The following is a 19,589-nucleotide window of genomic DNA, read 5'->3' as shown; positions in this document are numbered from 1 at the left end:
CCTTACTTTTTCTCAGCTAATTCGGCCAACAGCGGCCAGCGTTGCAACGCCGCAGCGAGCTGCTCGCGTCGGGAAATGTCGTGGTAATCAATATCCGGCAGGGAAAATGCCCGGCTTAATGCCAGGAAATCATTTTGGAAGGTATATCCCAGCGTTGCGTCGCCAGGTACCGTAGGGTCTTTTTCCGGCATTTCTCTGTCCATTCGAAAAACACATTATAAAACCAGGAAGTGGAAACCGCTCATCCCTAAAATTACGTGTACATGCTAAAACTGATGTCCTTTAATTTCAATGTTAGGTTTACTCTCACGCTTTCGCTAGTAAACTAATCATTGTAAATAGGGCACGCGAGGAACATCGTGGATATTGTATATACATTGGGTATTTCATCATTATGGGACGAAGTATGCCATATGCCCGTTGGCGGGGTATGGTGGCTTAATGTCGACCGCTATGCCGACGCCGTCAGCCTGCTGAATCAAACGCTGGAAAGCCAGGCTCCGGAAAGCAAGGTCGCCGCCATAATAATGGGTAAAAAACCTAATGAAGTCATATCATTAAAAAAAGATCGCGGTCCTGATAAAATCGCACTATTCACGATGCCAGATCGCCCGGAAGGCCTGCAGGAGTTGCACCGCGACATACTTTGTTCTATGGAACCTGGCAACTATTTATTTATTCTGCTATGTACAGAAAATTCCTGGCAAAATATAAAAACCGAAGAATTACTCCATTGGGTAGAAAAATCTAATCGATGGGCCAAATACCATAACTGCTCTCTTATGGTACTTAATTCGGCTAATGATACCGACAAACAACTTTCTCCGTTATTACGCCAGTACCGCGCCCTTTCCGGGCTGGCGAGCATTCGTTATCAGGGCGATAGCCATCTATTTGATATCGCGTGGTGGGGCAGTGAGAAAGGTATTAGCGCGCAGCAGCAGCTGGTTATTTTACACGATGATGAGGGCTGGCGGCTGGCGCAGAGCGAAGAAGCGGCAGTGCAACCGCGTAGCGACGAAAAAATCGTCCTCAGTAATTTGCGCGTGCTGGAAGGGGCGCCTGCGCTTTCCGAATACTGGACGCTGTTCGAAACCAATGACGCCGTCTTTGAAGCCGGTCGTACCGCGCAGGCGGCCACCTTGCTATTTTCCATTACCCAAAATGAGCAAATAGAGCAGCTCGGACGCTATATCCATACCCTGCGTCGCCAGCGCGGCAGCGCCTTAAAAATCGTGGTACGTGAACAAACGCCGAGCCTGCGCGCCACCGATGAACGCTTGCTGTTAAGCAGCGGCGCCAACATGGTAATCCCCTGCAGCGCCGGGCTTTCTCGCTGCCTCACGCTTATTGAAAGCGTGCAAAAGCAGAAATTTACTCGCCACGTTCCGGAAGACTTCAACACGCTGTTGACCTGGAGCCGGCCGCTTAAACTTCGCGGTTATCAAAAGTGGGACGCCTTCTGTGAAGCGGTCAGCAATATCATGGCCAACACGCTGCTGCCGCCGGATAGCAAAGGGGTAATGGTGGCGCTGCGCCCCGCGCCGGGGCTACGTGTCGAACAGGCGTTAACCCTTTGTAAACCCAACCGCATGGGCGATATCGCGACGATCGGTAATAATCGATTAGTGCTGTTTTTATCGTTTTGCCGGGTAAATGACCTGGACACGGCGTTAAACCATATCTTCCCTTTACCGACCGGAGACATTTTTTCTAACCGTATGATTTGGTTTGAAGATAAGCAAATTTCCGCGGAAATCCTGTTGATGCGCGGCATATCTCCTGACAACTGGAACACGCCGCTGCCGATTACGGTGGGCAAAAACGAAGCCCTTAACGTTAAACACGATGGGCGCCAGTGGCGGCGAATCCCTGAACCCTGGCGACTCTCCACCGACGGAGAACCGCGGTCATGATGTCTATCGCCGATATCATTCAGCTGATCGTATTGTGCGCCCTGCTATTTTTCCCGCTGGGATACCTGACGCGCCATTATCAGCGCCGTATTCGCACCACTTTACGTTTGATGTTCTTTAAACCCCGTTTCGTGAAACCGGCCGGCGTACTGCGCCGGGAGAGCGCGACCAGGCAGGGCAAACCGAAAAAATGACCAAAGCAAAAACTACCGCTACGCCGCTTCCGCTATGGCAGTACTGGCGCGGCCTGTCCGGCTGGAACTTCTATTTTCTCGTGAAGTTTGCCCTGCTGTGGGCGGGATACCTGAACTTCCATCCAATGCTCAACCTGGTGTTCCTCGCCTTTTTGCTGGTGCCGATCCCCCGTGAAAAACTGCACCGGATACGCCACTGGATAGCGATTCCGCTCGGCTTTGCCCTGTTCTGGCATGACACCTGGTTACCGGGTCCGGAAAGCATCATGAGCCAGGGCTCGCAAATCGCCGGTTTCAGCGCCGATTACATCTGGGACCTGATCACCCGTTTTATTAACTGGAATATGGTCGGCGCCTTCTTTGTGCTGCTGGTGCTGTGGCTATTCATCAGCCAATGGCTGCGCGTTACCGTCTTCGTTTCGGCGATCATGGTCTGGCTGGTTATCAGCCCGCTGCTGCCCTCCTTTACTTTATGGCCCGCCGGCCAGCCGAACACCACAGCGGCCACGCCAGCGGCAACGACCGGTGGAACGACATCAGCCGCGGCATCAACCAGCGCCGCCGCCAGCGGCGATATCCCACCGCAGACCGAACCGCCAACCTCAGCTAACCTTAGCAATTGGCTGAAAACTTTCTATGCTTCTGAACAGAAAAGAAAAACACCGTTCCCGGATCAGCTGCCTGGGGATGCGCAGCCGTTCGATCTGCTGGTTATTAATATCTGCTCCCTGTCATGGTCAGACATTGAGGCTGCCGGGTTGATGGATCATCCGCTGTGGAAACATTTCGATATCCTCTTCAAAAACTTTAACTCCGCCACTTCCTACAGCGGCCCGGCAGCCGTTCGCCTGCTGCGCGCCAGCTGCGGCCAGCTATCGCATAACAACCTGTATCAGCCGTCTGGCAACGAGTGCTACCTGTTCGAAAATCTGGCCAAACTCGGCTTTACCCAACAGCTGATGCTGGGGCATAACGGCGTATTCGGCGACTTCCTCAAAGAGGTTCGCTCGCTCGGCGGCATGCAGAGTCCGCTGATGGATCAGAGCGGTTTACCGGTAATCCTGCAAGGCTTCGACGGATCGCCGGTTTACGACGACCAGGCGACGCTCGATCGCTGGCTACAGTCTACCGAGAAGCTTAACACGCCCCGTACCGCGACCTTCTACAACACGCTGCCGCTGCACGATGGCAACCATTATCCCGGCCAAAGCAAAACGGCCGACTATAAGGCCCGCGCGCAGAAGTTCTTTGATGAGCTGGACGCCTTCTTCACCGAACTGGAAAAATCGGGGCGTAAAGTGATGGTGGTGGTGGTGCCGGAACACGGCGCCGCGCTGAAGGGGGATAAGATGCAGGTTTCCGGGCTGCGCGATATCCCAAGCCCGTCGATTACCAACGTACCTGCGGCGGTGAAATTCTTCGGCATGAAGGCTCCGCATCAGGGCGCCGCGGTGGAAATCACTCAGCCTTCCAGCTACCTCGCGGTTTCTGAACTGGTGGTGCGCGCCCTGGACGGTAAGATGTTTACCGAAGATAACGTCAACTGGCAGCAATACACCGCAAATCTGCCGCAGACCGCGGCGGTATCAGAAAACTCCAACGCCATTGTCATTCAGTATCAGGGCAAACCCTACGTGCAGCTAAACGGCGGCAGTTGGGTACCGTATCCGCAGTAAAGACGAAAAAGGCCGCAGGAGAATTCCTGCGGCCTGTTCGGGCGCAAATTGCCAACGCAGCAGACTCACGCCCGCCGGTCCGTCACTTCTGGTTGTGCATCCAGCTGACGATAATGCTGACCACGATGCCAGCAATTATCGGCGCCGCCAGATCGTCCCATAAGATCAGACCTAACTGTGTGAGCGTCATAGAGCCGCCTGTATTGCAATGGCAACCGTTCGCGGCTATCTTTAACTTGTCTGGAGTTAGTGATAGCCCTCGTTCAGTTGCCTGGTTAACACCAGCAACGTGCGAGGGTTTTCTCTTTCCAGCAACTTATCTATGCCGCCGGGGTTCAAGCCCCCGCAACATTGCGCCTCACCGGGCGAACCCGGCTTGGCGTCGATTCTACTGCTCCTTGTCATCGCCTTCACCACGCCCTTTGGCAATCTGCGAGGCGCATTCCAGCCCTCCCCCGCAGAAATCATCACGCGACAACCCGCTTCCCATCACGCCCGCGCTTTCTCGGGATTCTCATCCTGATCAACGGCAAAGCAGGCCACCAGTTGGCCACCGTAATCCTTAAGCTGCGGCTGAAGCTGGGTGCATGGGCCAAAGCGTCGGCGGCAGCGCGCATTGAAGGCGCAGCCCGGCGGCGGATTCAGCGGGCTCGGCAGTTCGCCGGTGAGCTTAATGCGCTCGCGTCGATCGTCCGGGTTCAGACGCGGCGTCGCTGACAACAGGGCCTGAGTATACGGATGACGCGGGTTATTAAAGATCTGGTCCTTGGTCCCCTTCTCCACGCAGCGGCCAAGATACATCACCATGACTTCATCAGCGATGTGCTCGACGACCGAGAGATCGTGGGAAATAAACACGTAGGACAAGCCTAAATCCTGCTGCAGGTCCATCATCAGGTTCAGCACCTGGGCACGTACCGAAACATCCAGCGCGGAGACCGGCTCATCGGCAATCACCACATCCGGATCCAGCATCAGCCCGCGGGCAATAGCGATACGCTGGCGCTGGCCGCCGGAGAACATATGCGGGTAGCGATCGTAATGTTCCGTTTTCAGACCCACCTTCGCCATCATCGCCAGCGCTTTTTCACGCCGCTGCTCTTTGCTCAGGCTACTGTTGATCAACAGCGGCTCTTCCAGAATCTGCCCCACTTTTTTACGCGGGTTCAGCGAACCATATGGATTCTGAAACACAATCTGGATTTTTTGCCGCCGCAGCTTTTGCGCCTGCGGGTCGTGCTTGAGCAGATCCTGCCCCTGATAATACAGCTCGCCGCCGGTGGGAATTTCAATCATCGTCAGCAAACGACCCAGCGTCGATTTGCCGCATCCCGACTCTCCCACCACCGCCAGCGTTTTACCGCGTTCAAGGGTAAAGGAGACGCCGTCCAGCGCTTTTACCAACCGTTCCGGAGCAAACAACCCTTTCTTTACCGGATAGTGTTTTTTCAGATCAATGGCCTGCAACAGCGGTTGTTGCGTGGCGGCCTTTTGCGTACTCATAATCCAGGCCTCCCGGCATCATCGAGTGGGTAGTGGCATTTTGACTGACGGCCGCCGTCGAGATCCGCGAGCGCGGGCTCTTCGCTCCGGCATTTATCCGTGGCATAGGGGCAGCGCGGGTTCAGCAGGCAGCCGTTTGGGCGGTCATATTTCCCCGGAACAACCCCCGGTAGCGATGCCAGACGCGCCTTATCCTGGGCAAACTCCGGCAGCGCGCGCAGCAGCGCCTGGGTGTAAGGATGGCGCGGCGCGCGGAAGATATCTTTCGCATCCCCGGTCTCCACCACCTGACCCGCGTACATGACGATAATTTTATGCGCGGCTTCCGCCACCAGCGCCAGGTCATGGGTAATCAACACCAGCGCCATATTTTCTTGCTGCTGCAACTCCAGCAGCAGTTCGATAATCTGCGCCTGAATGGTCACATCCAGCGCGGTGGTCGGTTCATCGGCAATCAGCAGTTTTGGCCGGCAGGCGATAGCCATCGCGATCATCACGCGCTGGCTCATCCCACCGGAAAGCTGATGCGGGTAAACGTCCAACCGCGACGCCGGGTCAGGAATACCCACCAGGTTCAGCAGGTCGATCGCCCGCTGGCGGCGGGTTTGCTTATTGCCGCCCTGATGGACCTTAATCGCTTCCATTATCTGATAGCCGACGGTAAAGCACGGGTTGAGGCTGGTCATCGGATCCTGGAAGATCATTGCCACTTCCGCCCCCACCAGTTGACGCCGCTCTTTTTCCGAAATTCGCTGCAGATCGCGGCCGTTAAATTCCAGTTTGTCCGCCATCACCCGACCGGGGTAGTCAATCAGGCCCATAATCGCCAGCGAACTCACCGACTTACCTGAACCCGACTCGCCTACGATACCGACCACTTCGCCCTGCTTCACGCTATAGCTGATGCGGTCCACGGCGCGGAACGGCGCATTTTGCTCGCCGAAATGCACCGATAATTTATCTACATTTAATAACGCCATCTCGAACCTCTTACTGCTTCAGTTTGGGATCGAGCGCGTCACGCAGACCGTCACCCATCAGGTTAAATGCCAGCACCGTCAGCAGGATCGCCACGCCCGGGAAGGTCACCACCCACCAGGCGCTTTGTGCGAACTGCAATACGTCGGAAAGCATGGTGCCCCACTCAGGCGTCGGCGGCTGCGCGCCCATGCCGAGGAACCCCAGCGCTGCCATGTCGAGAATGGCGTTAGAGAAGCCCAGCGACGCCTGAACGATCAACGGCGCAAGACAGTTAGGGAGAATATTAACGAACATCTGGCGCATCGCGCCGGCGCCCGCTACGCGGGAAGCGGTCACGTAATCGCGGTGCACTTCCACCAGCACCGCCGCGCGCGTCAGACGCACATAGTGCGGTAGGGCGACGAAGGTGAGCGCCAGCGAAGCATTGACGATTGATGGTCCGAAGATAGCCACCAGCACCAACGCCAGCAGCAGGCTGGGCAGCGCCAGCATGATATCGACCACGCGCATGATGATGGAGTCCACCACCCCGCCGAAATAGCCAGCAACCAGCCCCAGCACCACGCCGAGGATTAGCGACAACACCACCACCAGACAGCCCACCAGCAGCGACAGGCGCGCGCCGTACATCAGGCGCGAGAGAATATCGCGCCCCACGTCATCGGTGCCAAGCAGGTGCGCCATACTGCCGCCATCCTGCCAGAACGGCGGCGCCAGCAGCGAATCACGGAACTGATCCGCCGGGTTATAAGGGGCGAGAAAGTTGGCGAATACCGCGATGATAATCATCACCGCCACGTATACCAACCCGACGACTGCCCCTTTGTTGCGTTTGAAATAGTGCCAGAACTCCTGCAGCGGGGTCATTGGCACCGGCGCGGCGACAACTTTATTTTCTGTAATTTGTGACATGATGGCCCCTTACTTCTTATGCCGGATACGCGGGTTCACCACGCCGTACAGCAGGTCGACCAGCAGGTTGACGAGAATAATCATCGTCGCCACCAGCAGCACCCCGCCCTGCACAACTGGATAATCGCGGCGCTGTAGCGCATCGATAAGCCAGCGGCCTAAACCTGGCCACGAAAAAATCGTTTCGGTCAGAATGGCGCCCGCCAGCAGCGTGCCCACCTGCAGACCAATCACCGTGACCACCGGCAGCATCGCGTTGCGTAGCGCATGGATGACAATCACCCGCATGCGGGTTAACCCCTTAGCGCGAGCGGTACGGATGTAATCCTCGCCAAGCACTTCCAGCATCGACGATCGGGTCATACGCACGATCACCGCCAGCGGAATCGTACCCAGCACGATGGCGGGTAGGATCATATGCATTAAGGCATCGATAAAGTCGCCCTGTTCACCCCAGATGGCGGTGTCAATCAGCATAAAACCGGTCAGCGGCAGGGTATCGTCAAGGAATACCGTATCGCTGATACGCCCGGATACCGGCGTCAGGTTCAACTGCACCGAAACCAGCATAATCAGCATCATGCCCCACCAGAAGATAGGCATCGAGTAGCCGGTCAGCGCCAGGCCCACGGCGGTATGGTCAAAGATGGAGCCGCGTTTTACCGCAGCCAGCACGCCCACCGGAATACCGACGGCGACGGCGAAAATCATCGCGCAGACGCCCAGTTCGAGGGTGGCCTTAAAACGCGGGACAAACTCTTGCCACACGGGAATGCGGCTTTTCAGCGAGATCCCTAAATCACCGTGCAGTACGCCCCAAATATAATGGGCATATTGCTGCCACAGCGGCTTATCGAGGCCCATTTCGGCCAGCAGCTGCGCGTGACGTTCGGGGGAAATACCACGTTCGCCCGCCATAATCATCACCGGATCGCCGGGGATCATATGCACGAAGGCAAAGGTGAGAAGGGTAATACCGATAAATGTCGGGATGACGAGTCCCAAACGTCGGAGAATAAACTGCAACATAACCCGGATTCTCTCTAGTGACGCCAGGCCTGGTGACAAGGCGTCTGTATTGCTCACAAATGTATTCCCCGAATAGCGGGAATACGCCCCCCGCCTCTCCCACGCGGGGAGAGGGGGTCAGGCATCGTGCTTATTATTCGACAGAGACGTTATCGAAGTGGTGTTTGCCAAGCGGATCAACCACATAGCCTTTGACTTCTTTACGCACTGGCTCGTAAACGGTGGAGTGGGCGATGATCAGCGCCGGAGCCTGGTCATGCATCACTACCTGAGCCTGTTTGTACAGTTCAATACGCTTGTTGTGGTCGTCGGTGGCGCGCGCCGGTTGAATGAGGTCTTCAAACGGCTTGTAGCACCAGCGAGAGTAGTTAGAGCCGTCTTTCGCCGCGGCGCAGCTGAACAGAGTTGCGAAGAAGTTATCCGGATCCCCGTTGTCGCCGGTCCAGCCCATCATCACGGTCTGGTGTTCGCCCGCTTTTGCACGTTTCAGGTACTCGCCCCACTCATAGGTGACGATCTTGGCCTGTACGCCGACTTTCGCCCAGTCAGCCTGGATCATTTCAGCCATACGGCGCGCGTTCGGGTTATACGGACGCTGTACCGGCATTGCCCACAGGTCGATGGTGAAGCCTTTTTCCATGCCCGCTTCTTTCAGCAGCTGCTTCGCCTTTTCAGGATCGTAGGTGTAGTCTTTAACGTCATCGTTATAGCCCCACATGGTCGGCGGGATCAGGTTCTTCGCCGACTGGCCGGCGCCCTGATAAACGGCTTTGATGATCGCTTCTTTGTTCACCGCGTAGGTCAGCGCCTGGCGAACTTTGACGTTATCGAGCGGTTTTTTCTCGGTGTTGAAGGAGAGATAACCCACGTTCAGACCCGGCTGTTCCAGCAGGTTGATGTTTTTATCTTCCTTCATGCGCGCGATGTCAGCCGGGTTCGGATAAGGCATCACCTGGCATTCGTTTTTCTGCAGCTTGGCGTAGCGTACGGAAGCGTCAGGGGTGATGGAGAAGACCAGACGATCGATCTGCGGCTTGGTGCCCCAGTAGCCCGGGAAGGCTTTATACAGAATGCGCGAGTCTTTTTGGTACTGCAGCAGTTGGAATGGGCCAGTGCCGATTGGGTTAAGGTCTACTTTTTCCGGCGTGCCGGCTTTCAGCATGTTGTCGGCATATTCTTTCGACAGGATAGAAGCAAAGTCCATCGCCAGGTCAGCGAGGAACGGCGCTTCCGGGCGAGTCAGCACGAACTGGACGGTATTATCGTCCACTTTCTTCACTTCGCTAATCAGGTCCTGCAGGCCCATCCCTTCGAAGTACTCATAGCTGCCGCCAGAGACTTTATGGTAAGGATTTTTGTCATTTTTCTGACGGTCGAAGGAGAACACCACATCGTCGGCATTCAGATCGCGCGTCGGTTTAAAATCTTTATTATCCTGCCACTTCACGCCTTTACGCAGGTGGAAGGTATAGGTTTTACCGTCCTCGCTGACATCCCACTTCTCAGCCAGGCCAGGAATAACTTCTGTCGTCCCGGTTTTGAATTCAACCAGGCGGTTGTAAATAGGCACCGAGCTGGCGTCATAGGTGGTACCAGAGGTGAATAGCTGTGGGTTAAAGCCTTCCGGCGAACCTTCAGAACAATAAACCAGGGTTTTAGCTTGTACGCTTGCGGCGACGGTCATGGCGACCAGGCTCAGACCAAGCTTCAGCATCCCTGACTTTTTCAAGGAAATACTCATTATTCTGCTCCAAAACTGTGATGTTGTTTGCATATAGCCGCCAGACCTTTATTTATTTTTTACCCGGTCTGGTCGGTGGTGCCCGAAGGCGTTGAGAGAGATGGGGATTCCGTTCGCTAAAACGACTGAGTTGCAGTACGGATTCTCCATGAAATGCCCCTCATGCCGTACAATCTGTCAACAGAATGGAGAAACGTCAATACAGCTAACCGGGTTTTGCGTCAGGGGTGAGAATCGGTGGGCAAAGATTAAAAAAACTTGATGGCGCTATTTTCAGCAGAGAAATTTATGCTACCGGCAATAAACCAGAATAAAGCCCTTAATAGTTTGCAACATCTGGTGATAAACAATTCTTAAAAATGGTGAAAATTTCTTCCCATGTGGCCATTATGTGAGCGATTAATAGCGCGAACGTTAAAACGCACAGCGGAAAATGCTGTACTTAGTCATAAGCTTCGCGAAAAAAGATCTATTCATCGATAAAAAAAAGCAATGGAAGATGTCACAAAACAGCGAACAGCTGGCGAGATGCGCGGGGAAATGCGATTTTTGTGATTCTGACAAGGTTTTCACCCCGGCTTGCGCTGCGCTGAGCCGGGCTACCGGGCTGGTTATGCGCTGTGCGAATGTAGCCCTGATAAGGCGCTTGCGCCGCGATCAGGGAAGCGCTCGAGTCGAACCTCTGCTCCCGGAGGTTCTCATCCTCTTCGGGCCGCAGATGCAAAAAAGCCTGCTCGTTGAGCAGGCTTTTCGAATTTGGTCGGTGATAGAGGATGACTCGCCACTTCGTGGCTCGCCCTACGGGCCGTTGCTGACGCAACGTTCTCTCGCTACGCTCGAGTCGAACCTCTGCCCCCGGAGGTTCTCATCCTCTTCGGGCCGCAGATGCAAAAAAGCCTGCTCATTGAGCAGGCTTTTCGAATTTGGTCGGTGATAGAGGATGACTCGCCACTTCGTGGCTCGCCCTACGGGCCGTTGCTGACGCAACGTTCTCTCGCTACGCTCGAGTCGAACCTCTGCCCCCGGAGGTTCTCATCCTCTTCGGGCCGCAGATGCAAAAAAGCCTGCTCATTGAGCAGGCTTTTCGAATTTGGTCGGTGATAGAGGATTCGAACCTCCGACCCCTTCGTCCCGAACGAAGTGCGCTACCAGGCTGCGCCAATCACCGAATGCGGGGCGCATCTTACTGCTGGGATGCACACCCGTCAATGCCTTATTAGCAAAAAATCAATCAAGCGGCGAGAATCTCGCCACTGCAGCTATTCTTTCACCGCTTTCTTCGAAGCCGGCACGCGACACCAGTTATTGTTTTCATTAATCCCGCCGTCCGGCGAGGTATAACCAAGACAACCCATAATGGTGTCATACAGCTCAACGTGACGGTGCGGAGCCTTCGTCGCCGCCTGCTGCTTGAGACGCGCAAAGGAGGCGGCATGGTCCGGGTTCGCCAGATACTTATCCGACATCCAGACCATCATCGGCACGCGGAACTGTTCCGGCGGCGCCATCATGCGCGGCGTACCGTGCAGATGTTCGTGTTCATTAATCGACTCGCCGTGATCGGCGGCGTAGAACACGATAGCCTTTTTATCCCGCAGTTGGTCCAGCACGCTAACGATAAAGTGATCCACGTAGGTGACGCTATTATCGTAAGAGTTTATCAACTCGGCCTTCGAACATTTGCTATCCACGCCGATACACTCCGGTTTCCATTGCGCGAAGCTGCGCGGATACCGCTGGGTGTAGTTAAAGTGCGATCCCTTGGTATGCAGGATAATCAAGCGCTTGCCATCAGGATTTTGCTCCATACCGCGCTTCATCTCATCGACCAGCAGCATATCATCCACGTTCTTGCCGCGGTTGCGCGGCTCGGCGCCGATCTGCTCGCGATAGGCGATATTGTTGGCCATCGTATTGCTGTAGAACCACATCTCGCTCTGCATGGCGTACAGGTCGCCGGCAAAACCTAGCTGGTGCAGAACAGCGAACACATTCTGCTCTTTCAACGTCCGCTGCGGATTATCATCCGCCCCGCCCTCGCGCACAAACATACAGCGCAACGACAGCTTGGTGGCGGTATCGCAAGAGGTGCCGCGGAAAGCGACAAGATTCTTCTCTTGCGCCAGCTTCGGCGTGGTATTGCGGTTATAGCCGAGTATACCCATATGATCCCAGCGGGTGGTCTCGCCGATGATAAACACCACGTAAGTATCATCAAGATCCTGCGGCGCCACGTAGGTGAATTTTTTCGCCGGATTAATCAATGATTTATTATCAGACGACTCATCCACCTGCGCCCAGGCGTACAGCCCGAGCGCCGACAGCCAGTTAGAAGGCAGATACGAGTTGGCAATGACGCCGCCGTAGCTTGGCATATCGACCTCTGAATTGCGCTCAACGTTCTTCTGGCGCACTTCCAGCAGGCGAATCGGCCCCCAGACCATCAGCCCGGCCAGCACGACTATCAGGATATTTTTCACCCGCTGACCCGGCGTTTTGACCTGTTGCAGCAGCGTCTTACGGCAGCGGTTGCTCCAGATAAGAAGGAGCGGCAACACGCTAACCGCGGCCAGCCAGAGGATCAGATGCCAGCCGATAACCTCTTTCGACAGGTCAATATCGGTGGTCATCACCGAAGCGATTATGCCGTAGCCAATGACCACATTGAGGAAAGTCATGTAATAACTCGCCCCAGCGGAAAACAGCACCACCAGCGTGGCTAAGATGCGCCAGACCCGACGGCCAAATAACGAGAGCAGACGCAGCAGGAAGAAGGTGACCAGCACCGTCGCCACCAGTTCCACCACTCCGGACAACCCTTTCCAGACGGTAAACTCTTGAGCGTAACCATCGAAACGACGGAAAAACACCGCGGCGTTCATAAACCAGCCGATGTACAGCGCAAGCCAAAAACTCAGCTTCTGCTGCGACATCGTTTTAATGTATTTCATGCAAGCAAACCTGGGAAACGAAGAGATAAAACCGCCCTGATTAAAACGATATAAACAGGAAGATTAATTAAGTGCGTCTGGGTTGGTTATCGGAAACCTCTACAAAGCGCGCTAAGTAGACCACAGCAAATGGGAAAAGTATCCGCGAGGAATGTGATTCAGCCAGATATTTACAAAATATCTGGCTGGTAAGGCATTATTCGCTTAGGAAGGGCGATGCTATCAGGCGTGCGCCTGGTGGTAAATTTCGCTTTTCGGCTGACGAATGGTAGTGGAAAGCGCCAGCGACAAAATCAGCAGAGCGAAGATGACGCAGAAAGTGACGTAGAAGCCGCCGAACACGGAGGCAATCAGCGAACCGCAAATACTACCGATACCGAAGCCGAGATAAATCACGCCGTAGTTTTTCGCCAGGTTATTGAGGCCAAAGAACTCGCTTACCAGCGACGGGAAGACGGTAATGGTGCCGCCGAAGTTAAAGGCCACACAGGCAATCGCCGCAAAGAAGGTCATCGCATTTAGCGGCGCGAACAGCAGGGCCGCCATACCAACCAGGGAGACCACCTGACCGATGGTAATTACGCGGATACGGGAGATTTTGTCGGACAGGATACCCAGCACCAGGCGGCCGCTCAGGTTAGCGATAGAAATCACGGTAACCGCATTCGCCGCCGTCGCCACGTCGAGATGCACCATGCCCTGCGCGATATCTTTTGCTACACCAATCACATACAGACCGCTCATGCAGGCCGTCAGGAACATCACCGCCAGCATCCAGTACTGCGGTTTACGCATGGATTCAGCAAGGGTGAAATCATTTTCGACAACGCCGTTGGCGGTAGTGGTCGCGGGATGATTCGGCGCATCTTTCATCATGGTGGCGCCAAAGACGATCATCACCAGTACGATAGCGCCCCAGATAACAAAGGTTTTTTCCAGCCCGACCGTCGCCAGCAGGTGACTATCGATAAATTTAAAACCGAGGCTGCCAAGGCCATAAGCACCAATTGAGAAGGCGGAAATCAGACCTTTACGCTCGGGGAACCACTTCACGCAGTTCGACAACGTCAGCAGATAGCCCGCGCCGTCCGCCAGACCGACCAGCAGGCCGGCGCTCAACCACAGCATCATCAGGCTGTTGGCATGGGCTGTGAGGAAAAAGCCGACGCCAAGCAGGATGCCGGATGCCATGGTGACGCGTTTCACGCCAAAGCGTTCCTGCAATTTACCGGCAACGGAAGAGGATAGCGCCAGCCCAAGACTTAACAGGCCGAAAGAAAATGCCACCTGGCTTACTGGCTCGTCCAATTTGCTGGCCAGAGAACTATTAAACAAACTCCATGTATAAACCGATCCCAGAGCGAATTGCGTAATGATCGTGCCAATCAGCGTGAGCCAACGGGTATATTGAGTGTTTGCAGCGTTCATAGCAGATGTCCTGAAGGATTAACTGCCGCCACAATAACCAAATCCCCAAATCCGGTGGGGGAAAACGGCATGAACTGCCATCAACGAGGAATGAAATGCATTTATGGCGGAATGAATGACATTGCAAAACATTCATTCCCTAAATTTCACTCAAAAAGTTAGTGTGCGCTACCTCACAGAAACGCGCCGTTACTGAGATTTTACAGTAACGACTGCATTTCAAATGCGTAACAAATTCGGTCAGAAATTGGCACTGACGCCCATCAGATACAGCGTATTTTCACCCGACGGAACGTTATCTGCCTGTGAAAGTGTGGCCCACGCCGCCAGATGTGAACCCAGCGGCATATCTGCGCCCAGCGTGACGTCGCCCCAGCTACCGTCTTTTCCGCGGCTAATCGACGCATTGTTATCGATAGAGATAGACTGGTTATAGCTCACCTGCGCCCATGGATGCACGCCCCATAGCTGTTGGTAATCCATACGCCAGCCGAGCGTGTTGACGTAAATACTTTCGCCCGCGCGACGCGTCGCGGGCGGCGGGTTGAGATCGCTACGCAAGCTGGCGACCGGCCCGGAGGTCACGCCGCTGGCCAGCGAGTAGTTCCATCCCACGCTCATGCCGTGACTCAAATCCGGCGGCGCCAGCGCCTGATTCAACGCCAGTCCGGCGGGCGCTTCTGACGCCCTCATTCGCTCGGCGAGAATATCTTCATAACGCGGTTGGTGATCGCTATCCCATGTATAGCGTTCCGACGTATTACTTTTTGTATCGTTAGCGATATATTCCTGTTGCCAGGCATTGGCGCCTGAAACACACGACACCCAGATAGTGATGCACGCCGGGGCCAACCCACCCCGGAGGCCATTGCATTTCTTTATTATCATTAATGCGACTCCAAAAGAGCCGAATCGGCAATGTTGCTGTGTTTTTATACTCAAAATAATTCGAGCTGCCGCCCACTTCTACGCAACTTGAAGTATAAGGAGTTGATGGGAAGTGGTTTCCCTGTATTAACTATTATCTTTATCTTTCAGCCGTCAAGGCGGATGAAAAAGTTTTCTGACGAAAGGGAGAGAAACATGCAACGTTGCGGATGGGTAAGCCAGGATCCTCTTTATATCCAGTATCACGATAACGAATGGGGAGTCGCCGAGAGAACGCCGCAAAAGCTGTTTGAAATGATCTGCCTCGAAGGCCAGCAGGCGGGACTCTCGTGGATAACCGTACTGAAAAAACGGGAAAACTATCGTCAGGCCTTTCACCAGTTTGACCCGGTTCGCGTAGCGGCCATGGATGAAGCAGACGTCGAGCGCCTGCTACAGGATGCGGGCATCATCCGCCATCGGGGAAAGATCCAGGCCATCATCGGCAATGCGCGGGCGTTTCTCGCCATGGAAGCCAACGGCGAAGCATTCAGCGATTTCGTCTGGTCGTTTGTCGATAATCAGCCGCAAATTACTCATGCCGCGACGCTCGCCGAAATCCCCACCACCACACCAGCCTCCGATGCTCTATCTAAGGCGCTGAAAAAGCGCGGCTTTAAATTCGTCGGCTCCACTATCTGTTATTCATTTATGCAGGCCTGCGGGTTAGTCAACGATCACGTGACCGGTTGCTGTTGCCACCCCGGGAGACCAGCATGATCAAAAAATGGGATGCCGCAGAGACCGGCCCGCTACTCGAGTTGTGGCTGGAAAGCACTATTTACGCGCATCCGTTCATTGCAGAAAGCTACTGGCGGGAGAGTCTGGAAGTCGTGCGCGATGTCTATCTTCCCGCCGCCGCCACCTGGGTGTGGCAGGAGAATGATGCGCTGAAAGGGTTTGTCAGCGTGATGGATTCGCGCTTCGTCGGGGCACTTTTCGTCGCCCCGCAAGCAATCCGCCACGGTATCGGCCGCGCGCTGCTTGATGAGGTCAAGCAGCACTACGACTGGCTAAGTCTGGAGGTTTATCAGAAAAACGTGCGGGCGGTGAATTTCTACCACGCGCAGGGCTTCCGTATAGAAGACTGCGCGTGGCAGGACGACACCCAGCATCCGACCTGGATTATGCATTGGCCGGCGGGTCAAATGCGCTGAGCGCCAGCGCGGGTCCATCATATTTTTCCAGCCATGCCAGCGCCGTATTCCCGGCGCAACCGTTGCCCAGACGCGAGGTCGGAATATCTTTCGTCAGCACGTTCACCGCGCCGTTTTTGCAAATTCCGGCATCGGGGTCGATATCCGGCCACGCGCCTTCATGCAGGCAAATCACCCCCGGGCGAATACCTTCCGTGACCACCGCGCCGGCCAGTACCTGACCACGTGAATTCCACACCCGCACCAGATCGCCGTCGGCGATATTGCGCGCCTGCGCGTCCAGCGGATGGATAGTCAGCGGTTCGCGCCCGGCGACGGCGTAGCGTTCTCGCAGCGAAGTCTGGTTCAACTGGCTATGCAGGCGGTGCGCCGGGTGGGCGGAAAGCACCTGTAGCTGACCCGCCTCGGCGTTGCCGTGCCACTCATCAGGCTCGAGCCACATCGGGTGCGGCGGACAATCGGCATAGCCAAAGCCGGCAATGGTCGGCGAGTGAATTTCAATTTTCCCGCTCGCGGTTTTTAACGGGTTAGCCTGCGGGTCTGCGCGGAATGCCGCGAAGCGGGAGAAACGGGCGTTATCCGGGTTTTCCGGCATTTCAATTAGCTGGTTAGCCTGCCAGAATTCGGCAAACGGCGGCAGCGTCACCTGCTGCTGCGCCCCGCGTTGGACGGCAATCTGGTAGAAGGTCTCCAGCCATTGCAAATCGTTTTTTCCTTCGGTGAAACGTTCGCGACCGCCCGCCTCCCAGCGTTCGCTCAGGTCCGCAAAGACATCAAAATCGTCGCGCGCTTCATCGCGCGGCGCGACTACCCGCTTCATCGGCACCAGATGCTGATTGCTGTAATCGCCGGTCATGGTCAGATCATTGCGCTCAAACGAAGTGGTCGCCGGTAAGACGATATCGGCATGGCGCGCGGCGGCGGTCCAGAAGCATTCGGAAATCACAACCAGCTCCGGCTTCTGCCAGGCCTGAATCAGGCGGTTGGTATCCTGATGATGGGTAAAGTTGGCGCCGCCCGCCCACCAGATAAAGCGGATATCGGGAAAGCGTCGCGTCATCCCGTTGTGCTGATAGCTTGCCCCAGGGTTTTCCAGCGCCTCAACGATACGGGCGACCGGGATTTTCTCCACCGCATCGGTTCCTCCCGCCACGCTCCCCTGCATAGAGGCCAGCACCGCGGCGCGGCGCGTCGGGTTGCCGCCGTTGGCAAAGTGGTAAGAAAGACCAAAACCGCCGCCGGGCGTGCCAATCTGCCCCAGCATCGCCGCCAGCGTCACCAGCATCCAGTGTTTTTGCTCGCCAAACTGCTGGCGCTGCATGCCCCAGCCGGACATCAGCATGGTGGTATTTTCATGGAAAAGTTTTGCCAGTTCGCGGATTTTATCCGCCGCTACGCCGCAGATCGCCGCAGCCCATTCGGCGGTTTTGGCGACGCCATCGCTTTCACCACTCAAATAGCGGGCGAAAATGTCATAACCGCTGGTACAGCGGGCGAGGAATTCATCGTCCTGCCAGCCATGCTCGACCAGGGTATGGGCGATCCCCAGCATCAACGCGACGTCAGTGCCCATATGCGGCGCGATCCACTCCATTGATTCGCCAAAGAAATCAACGCTTTCCGATCGCATGGGATCGATACAGATCAGCCGTTTGCCGCTCTGGCGCAGGCGATCAAACCAGGGGATCCCTTGTTCATCCGAGGCGTTCCAGGCAATTTTCAGCGTATTCAGCGGATTAGCGCTCCACAGCACCACCACCTCGCTGTGCTCCAGAATAAGCGGCCAGCTGGTCTGCTGCTGATAAACTTCATTACCGCCTACCACGTAAGGCATGATCGCCTGCGCCGCGCCGGTTGAATAATCGCCGAGGTGTCCGGTATAGCCCCCGGCAAGACTCATATAGCGCTGCAGCAAGGTTGCCGCCTTATGCAACACGCCGTTAGAACGCCAGCCATAGGAACCGGCGAAAATCGACTGCGGGCCGTAGCTTTCGCGGATCCGTCGATGCTGGGCATCAATCAGATCAAGTGCCTGCTCCCAGCTTACCCGCACGAATTCATCCTGGCCGCGTACGCCCTGCGGCTGTTGCGGCGAGGCGAGATAGCCTTTTCGCACCATCGGATAGCGAACGCGAGTTTTACTATGCACCTGTTCGCGCACCGCCGTTTGCAGCGAGTTGGCGAAGGGAGTGTCCAGCGCGCCGCGGGACGAAATCACATTTTCACCATCCGTCTCTACCAGCATTGGCCCCCAGTGGGCCGCGGTTAGGATGGTTTTAGTTGCAGATGAGGTTGGCAAAGCAGGCTCCTGGGTCAGCGAATGCAGGTGTTGTGGCGGTTTGTTAGTCAACCGTTCAATGTTACTTACAAAAAGAGATACCCTGCGGGGAATTTTCTCCGTATTCGGACGTCATAATCAACCGTCACGCTTGCGGTGGCAAAGAATAAAAAGGATTAAGGAAATAAGATGAAAAAACGCGTACTGATGATTGCTGCTATCGTTAGCGGCACACTGGCTATTTCTGGTTGTACTACCAACCCTTATACCGGCGAACGCGAAGCAGGAAAATCCGGCATCGGCGCGGGTATCGGCTCCTTAGTGGGCGCAGGCGTCGGCGCGCTCTCCTCTTCCAAACATGACCGCGGCAAAGGCGCGCTGATTGGCGCAGCGGCAGGCGCGGCGCTCGGCGGCGGCATCGGTTACTACATGGACGTGCAGGAAGCGAAACTGCGCGAAAAAATGCAGGGAACCGGCGTCAGCGTGACGCGAAATGGCGACAATATCGTGCTTAACATGCCGAATAACGTCACCTTTGACAGCAGCAGCGCCAACCTGAAACCTGCAGGCGCCAACACCCTGACCGGCGTCGCGATGGTGCTGAAAGAGTACGAGAAAACCGCCGTTAACGTCGTCGGATATACCGATAGCACCGGCAGCAACGATCTGAACATGCGTCTGTCACAACAGCGTGCCGACAGCGTCGCCAGCGCGCTCATCACTCAGGGCGTGGCAGCTAACCGTATTCGCACCACCGGCATGGGCCCGGCGAACCCGATCGCCAGCAACAGCACGGCGGAAGGCAAAGCGCAGAACCGTCGCGTGGAAATTACCCTCAGCCCGCTGCAGTAATCTTCTCGTTTCCGGCCCGGCAGCCTTCCTGCCGGGCAAAATGC

17 protein-coding genes, 1 tRNA gene and 2 other RNA genes are annotated in these 19,589 nt (G+C 55.6%); 6 read left to right on the top strand and 14 right to left on the bottom strand.

Features of this window, described 5'->3' with window-relative positions; genetic code table 11:
- Positions 1-2 precede the first annotated feature (2 nt).
- Entirely contained in the window at positions 3-191 is a 189-nt protein-coding gene (gene bcsR, locus KGA69_RS07420; RefSeq protein ID WP_045390797.1) for a cellulose biosynthesis protein BcsR, read from the bottom strand.
- A 168-nt stretch (positions 192-359) separates the two neighbouring features.
- On the opposite strand from bcsR, the gene bcsE reads away from it, so the two are divergent.
- Genes bcsE through bcsG form a run of 3 tightly spaced genes read left to right on the top strand, consistent with a single transcriptional unit; the run spans position 360 to position 3,786 of the window.
- The gene (gene bcsE, locus KGA69_RS07415; RefSeq protein WP_045390794.1) at positions 360-1,916 is read left to right on the top strand and encodes a cellulose biosynthesis protein BcsE; all 1,557 of its coding nucleotides are present in this window, start codon (positions 360-362) and stop codon (positions 1,914-1,916) included.
- Complete coding sequence (bcsF, locus tag KGA69_RS07410; RefSeq protein WP_045390791.1) at positions 1,913-2,110, top strand: cellulose biosynthesis protein BcsF; 198 nt, start codon at positions 1,913-1,915, stop codon at positions 2,108-2,110. The genes bcsE and bcsF overlap by 4 nt, the downstream gene beginning before the upstream one ends.
- Positions 2,107-3,786, top strand: coding sequence for a cellulose biosynthesis protein BcsG (gene bcsG, locus KGA69_RS07405; protein ID WP_049060483.1), 1,680 nt, complete (start codon positions 2,107-2,109; stop codon positions 3,784-3,786). Before bcsF ends, bcsG begins: the two co-directional genes overlap by 4 nt.
- 82 nt (positions 3,787-3,868) lie before the next feature.
- Here the strand turns inward: bcsG and KGA69_RS07400 are convergent, their stop codons facing one another.
- From KGA69_RS07400 to KGA69_RS07345, 12 genes are all read right to left on the bottom strand, one after another.
- On the bottom strand, positions 3,869-3,976 hold the full coding sequence (locus tag KGA69_RS07400; RefSeq protein WP_015703763.1) for a type I toxin-antitoxin system toxin Ldr family protein: 108 nt from the start codon (positions 3,974-3,976) through the stop codon (positions 3,869-3,871).
- Positions 3,977-4,275: 299 nt separating this feature from the next.
- On the bottom strand, positions 4,276-5,289 hold the full coding sequence (gene dppF, locus KGA69_RS07395) for a dipeptide ABC transporter ATP-binding subunit DppF (protein WP_015369233.1): 1,014 nt from the start codon (positions 5,287-5,289) through the stop codon (positions 4,276-4,278).
- The gene (gene dppD, locus KGA69_RS07390) at positions 5,286-6,269 is read right to left on the bottom strand and encodes a dipeptide ABC transporter ATP-binding protein (protein WP_045390786.1); all 984 of its coding nucleotides are present in this window, start codon (positions 6,267-6,269) and stop codon (positions 5,286-5,288) included. Before dppD ends, dppF begins: the two co-directional genes overlap by 4 nt.
- 10 nt (positions 6,270-6,279) lie before the next feature.
- Positions 6,280-7,182 (bottom strand): dipeptide ABC transporter permease DppC, encoded by a 903-nt coding sequence (gene dppC, locus KGA69_RS07385; protein WP_045390783.1) that lies wholly within the window; start codon positions 7,180-7,182, stop codon positions 6,280-6,282.
- 9 nt (positions 7,183-7,191) lie between these two features.
- A complete protein-coding gene (gene dppB / locus KGA69_RS07380) occupies positions 7,192-8,211 on the bottom strand; it encodes a dipeptide ABC transporter permease DppB (RefSeq protein ID WP_002921786.1) in 1,020 nt (339 codons plus the stop codon).
- Positions 8,212-8,344: 133 nt separating this feature from the next.
- Entirely contained in the window at positions 8,345-9,952 is a 1,608-nt protein-coding gene (gene dppA / locus KGA69_RS07375) for a dipeptide ABC transporter periplasmic-binding protein DppA (RefSeq protein ID WP_047047780.1), read from the bottom strand.
- Positions 9,953-10,709: 757 nt separating this feature from the next.
- A non-coding RNA gene (locus KGA69_RS07370) (RtT sRNA) lies at positions 10,710-10,842 on the bottom strand.
- 34 nt (positions 10,843-10,876) lie between these two features.
- A non-coding RNA gene (locus KGA69_RS07365) (RtT sRNA) lies at positions 10,877-11,009 on the bottom strand.
- Positions 11,010-11,043: 34 nt separating this feature from the next.
- A tRNA-Pro gene (locus KGA69_RS07360) sits at positions 11,044-11,120 on the bottom strand.
- Between the two features lie 91 nt (positions 11,121-11,211).
- On the bottom strand, positions 11,212-12,903 hold the full coding sequence (eptB, locus tag KGA69_RS07355) for a kdo(2)-lipid A phosphoethanolamine 7''-transferase (protein WP_047067268.1): 1,692 nt from the start codon (positions 12,901-12,903) through the stop codon (positions 11,212-11,214).
- A gap of 222 nt (positions 12,904-13,125) precedes the next feature.
- Positions 13,126-14,331, bottom strand: coding sequence for an L-lactate MFS transporter (locus tag KGA69_RS07350; protein WP_045390772.1), 1,206 nt, complete (start codon positions 14,329-14,331; stop codon positions 13,126-13,128).
- A 240-nt stretch (positions 14,332-14,571) separates the two neighbouring features.
- The gene (locus tag KGA69_RS07345; RefSeq protein ID WP_161801957.1) at positions 14,572-15,156 is read right to left on the bottom strand and encodes an autotransporter outer membrane beta-barrel domain-containing protein; all 585 of its coding nucleotides are present in this window, start codon (positions 15,154-15,156) and stop codon (positions 14,572-14,574) included.
- A gap of 258 nt (positions 15,157-15,414) precedes the next feature.
- On the opposite strand from KGA69_RS07345, the gene tag reads away from it, so the two are divergent.
- Together tag and KGA69_RS07335 are read left to right on the top strand one after the other, a co-directional pair.
- Positions 15,415-15,978: a DNA-3-methyladenine glycosylase I gene (tag, locus tag KGA69_RS07340; protein ID WP_047067270.1), complete on the top strand. Its 564-nt coding sequence runs from the start codon at positions 15,415-15,417 to the stop codon at positions 15,976-15,978.
- Positions 15,975-16,415, top strand: coding sequence for an N-acetyltransferase (locus KGA69_RS07335; RefSeq protein WP_049061521.1), 441 nt, complete (start codon positions 15,975-15,977; stop codon positions 16,413-16,415). Before tag ends, KGA69_RS07335 begins: the two co-directional genes overlap by 4 nt.
- On the opposite strand, the gene KGA69_RS07330 is transcribed toward KGA69_RS07335, so the two are convergent.
- Positions 16,384-18,714 (bottom strand): molybdopterin guanine dinucleotide-containing S/N-oxide reductase, encoded by a 2,331-nt coding sequence (locus tag KGA69_RS07330; RefSeq protein ID WP_063447372.1) that lies wholly within the window; start codon positions 18,712-18,714, stop codon positions 16,384-16,386. The two genes, KGA69_RS07335 and KGA69_RS07330, sit on opposite strands and share 32 nt — an antisense overlap.
- Before the next feature lie 168 nt (positions 18,715-18,882).
- On the opposite strand from KGA69_RS07330, the gene KGA69_RS07325 reads away from it, so the two are divergent.
- Positions 18,883-19,545 (top strand): OmpA family lipoprotein, encoded by a 663-nt coding sequence (locus KGA69_RS07325; protein ID WP_015369222.1) that lies wholly within the window; start codon positions 18,883-18,885, stop codon positions 19,543-19,545.
- Positions 19,546-19,589 lie beyond the last annotated feature (44 nt).

Origin of the sequence: Klebsiella sp. A52, assembly GCF_018388785.1 — a bacterium.
GTDB classification, from domain to species: Bacteria; Pseudomonadota; Gammaproteobacteria; order Enterobacterales; family Enterobacteriaceae; genus Klebsiella; species Klebsiella aerogenes.
Note: the sequence above shows the minus strand (reverse complement) of the source record. Positions and strands in the feature narration are given on the sequence as shown.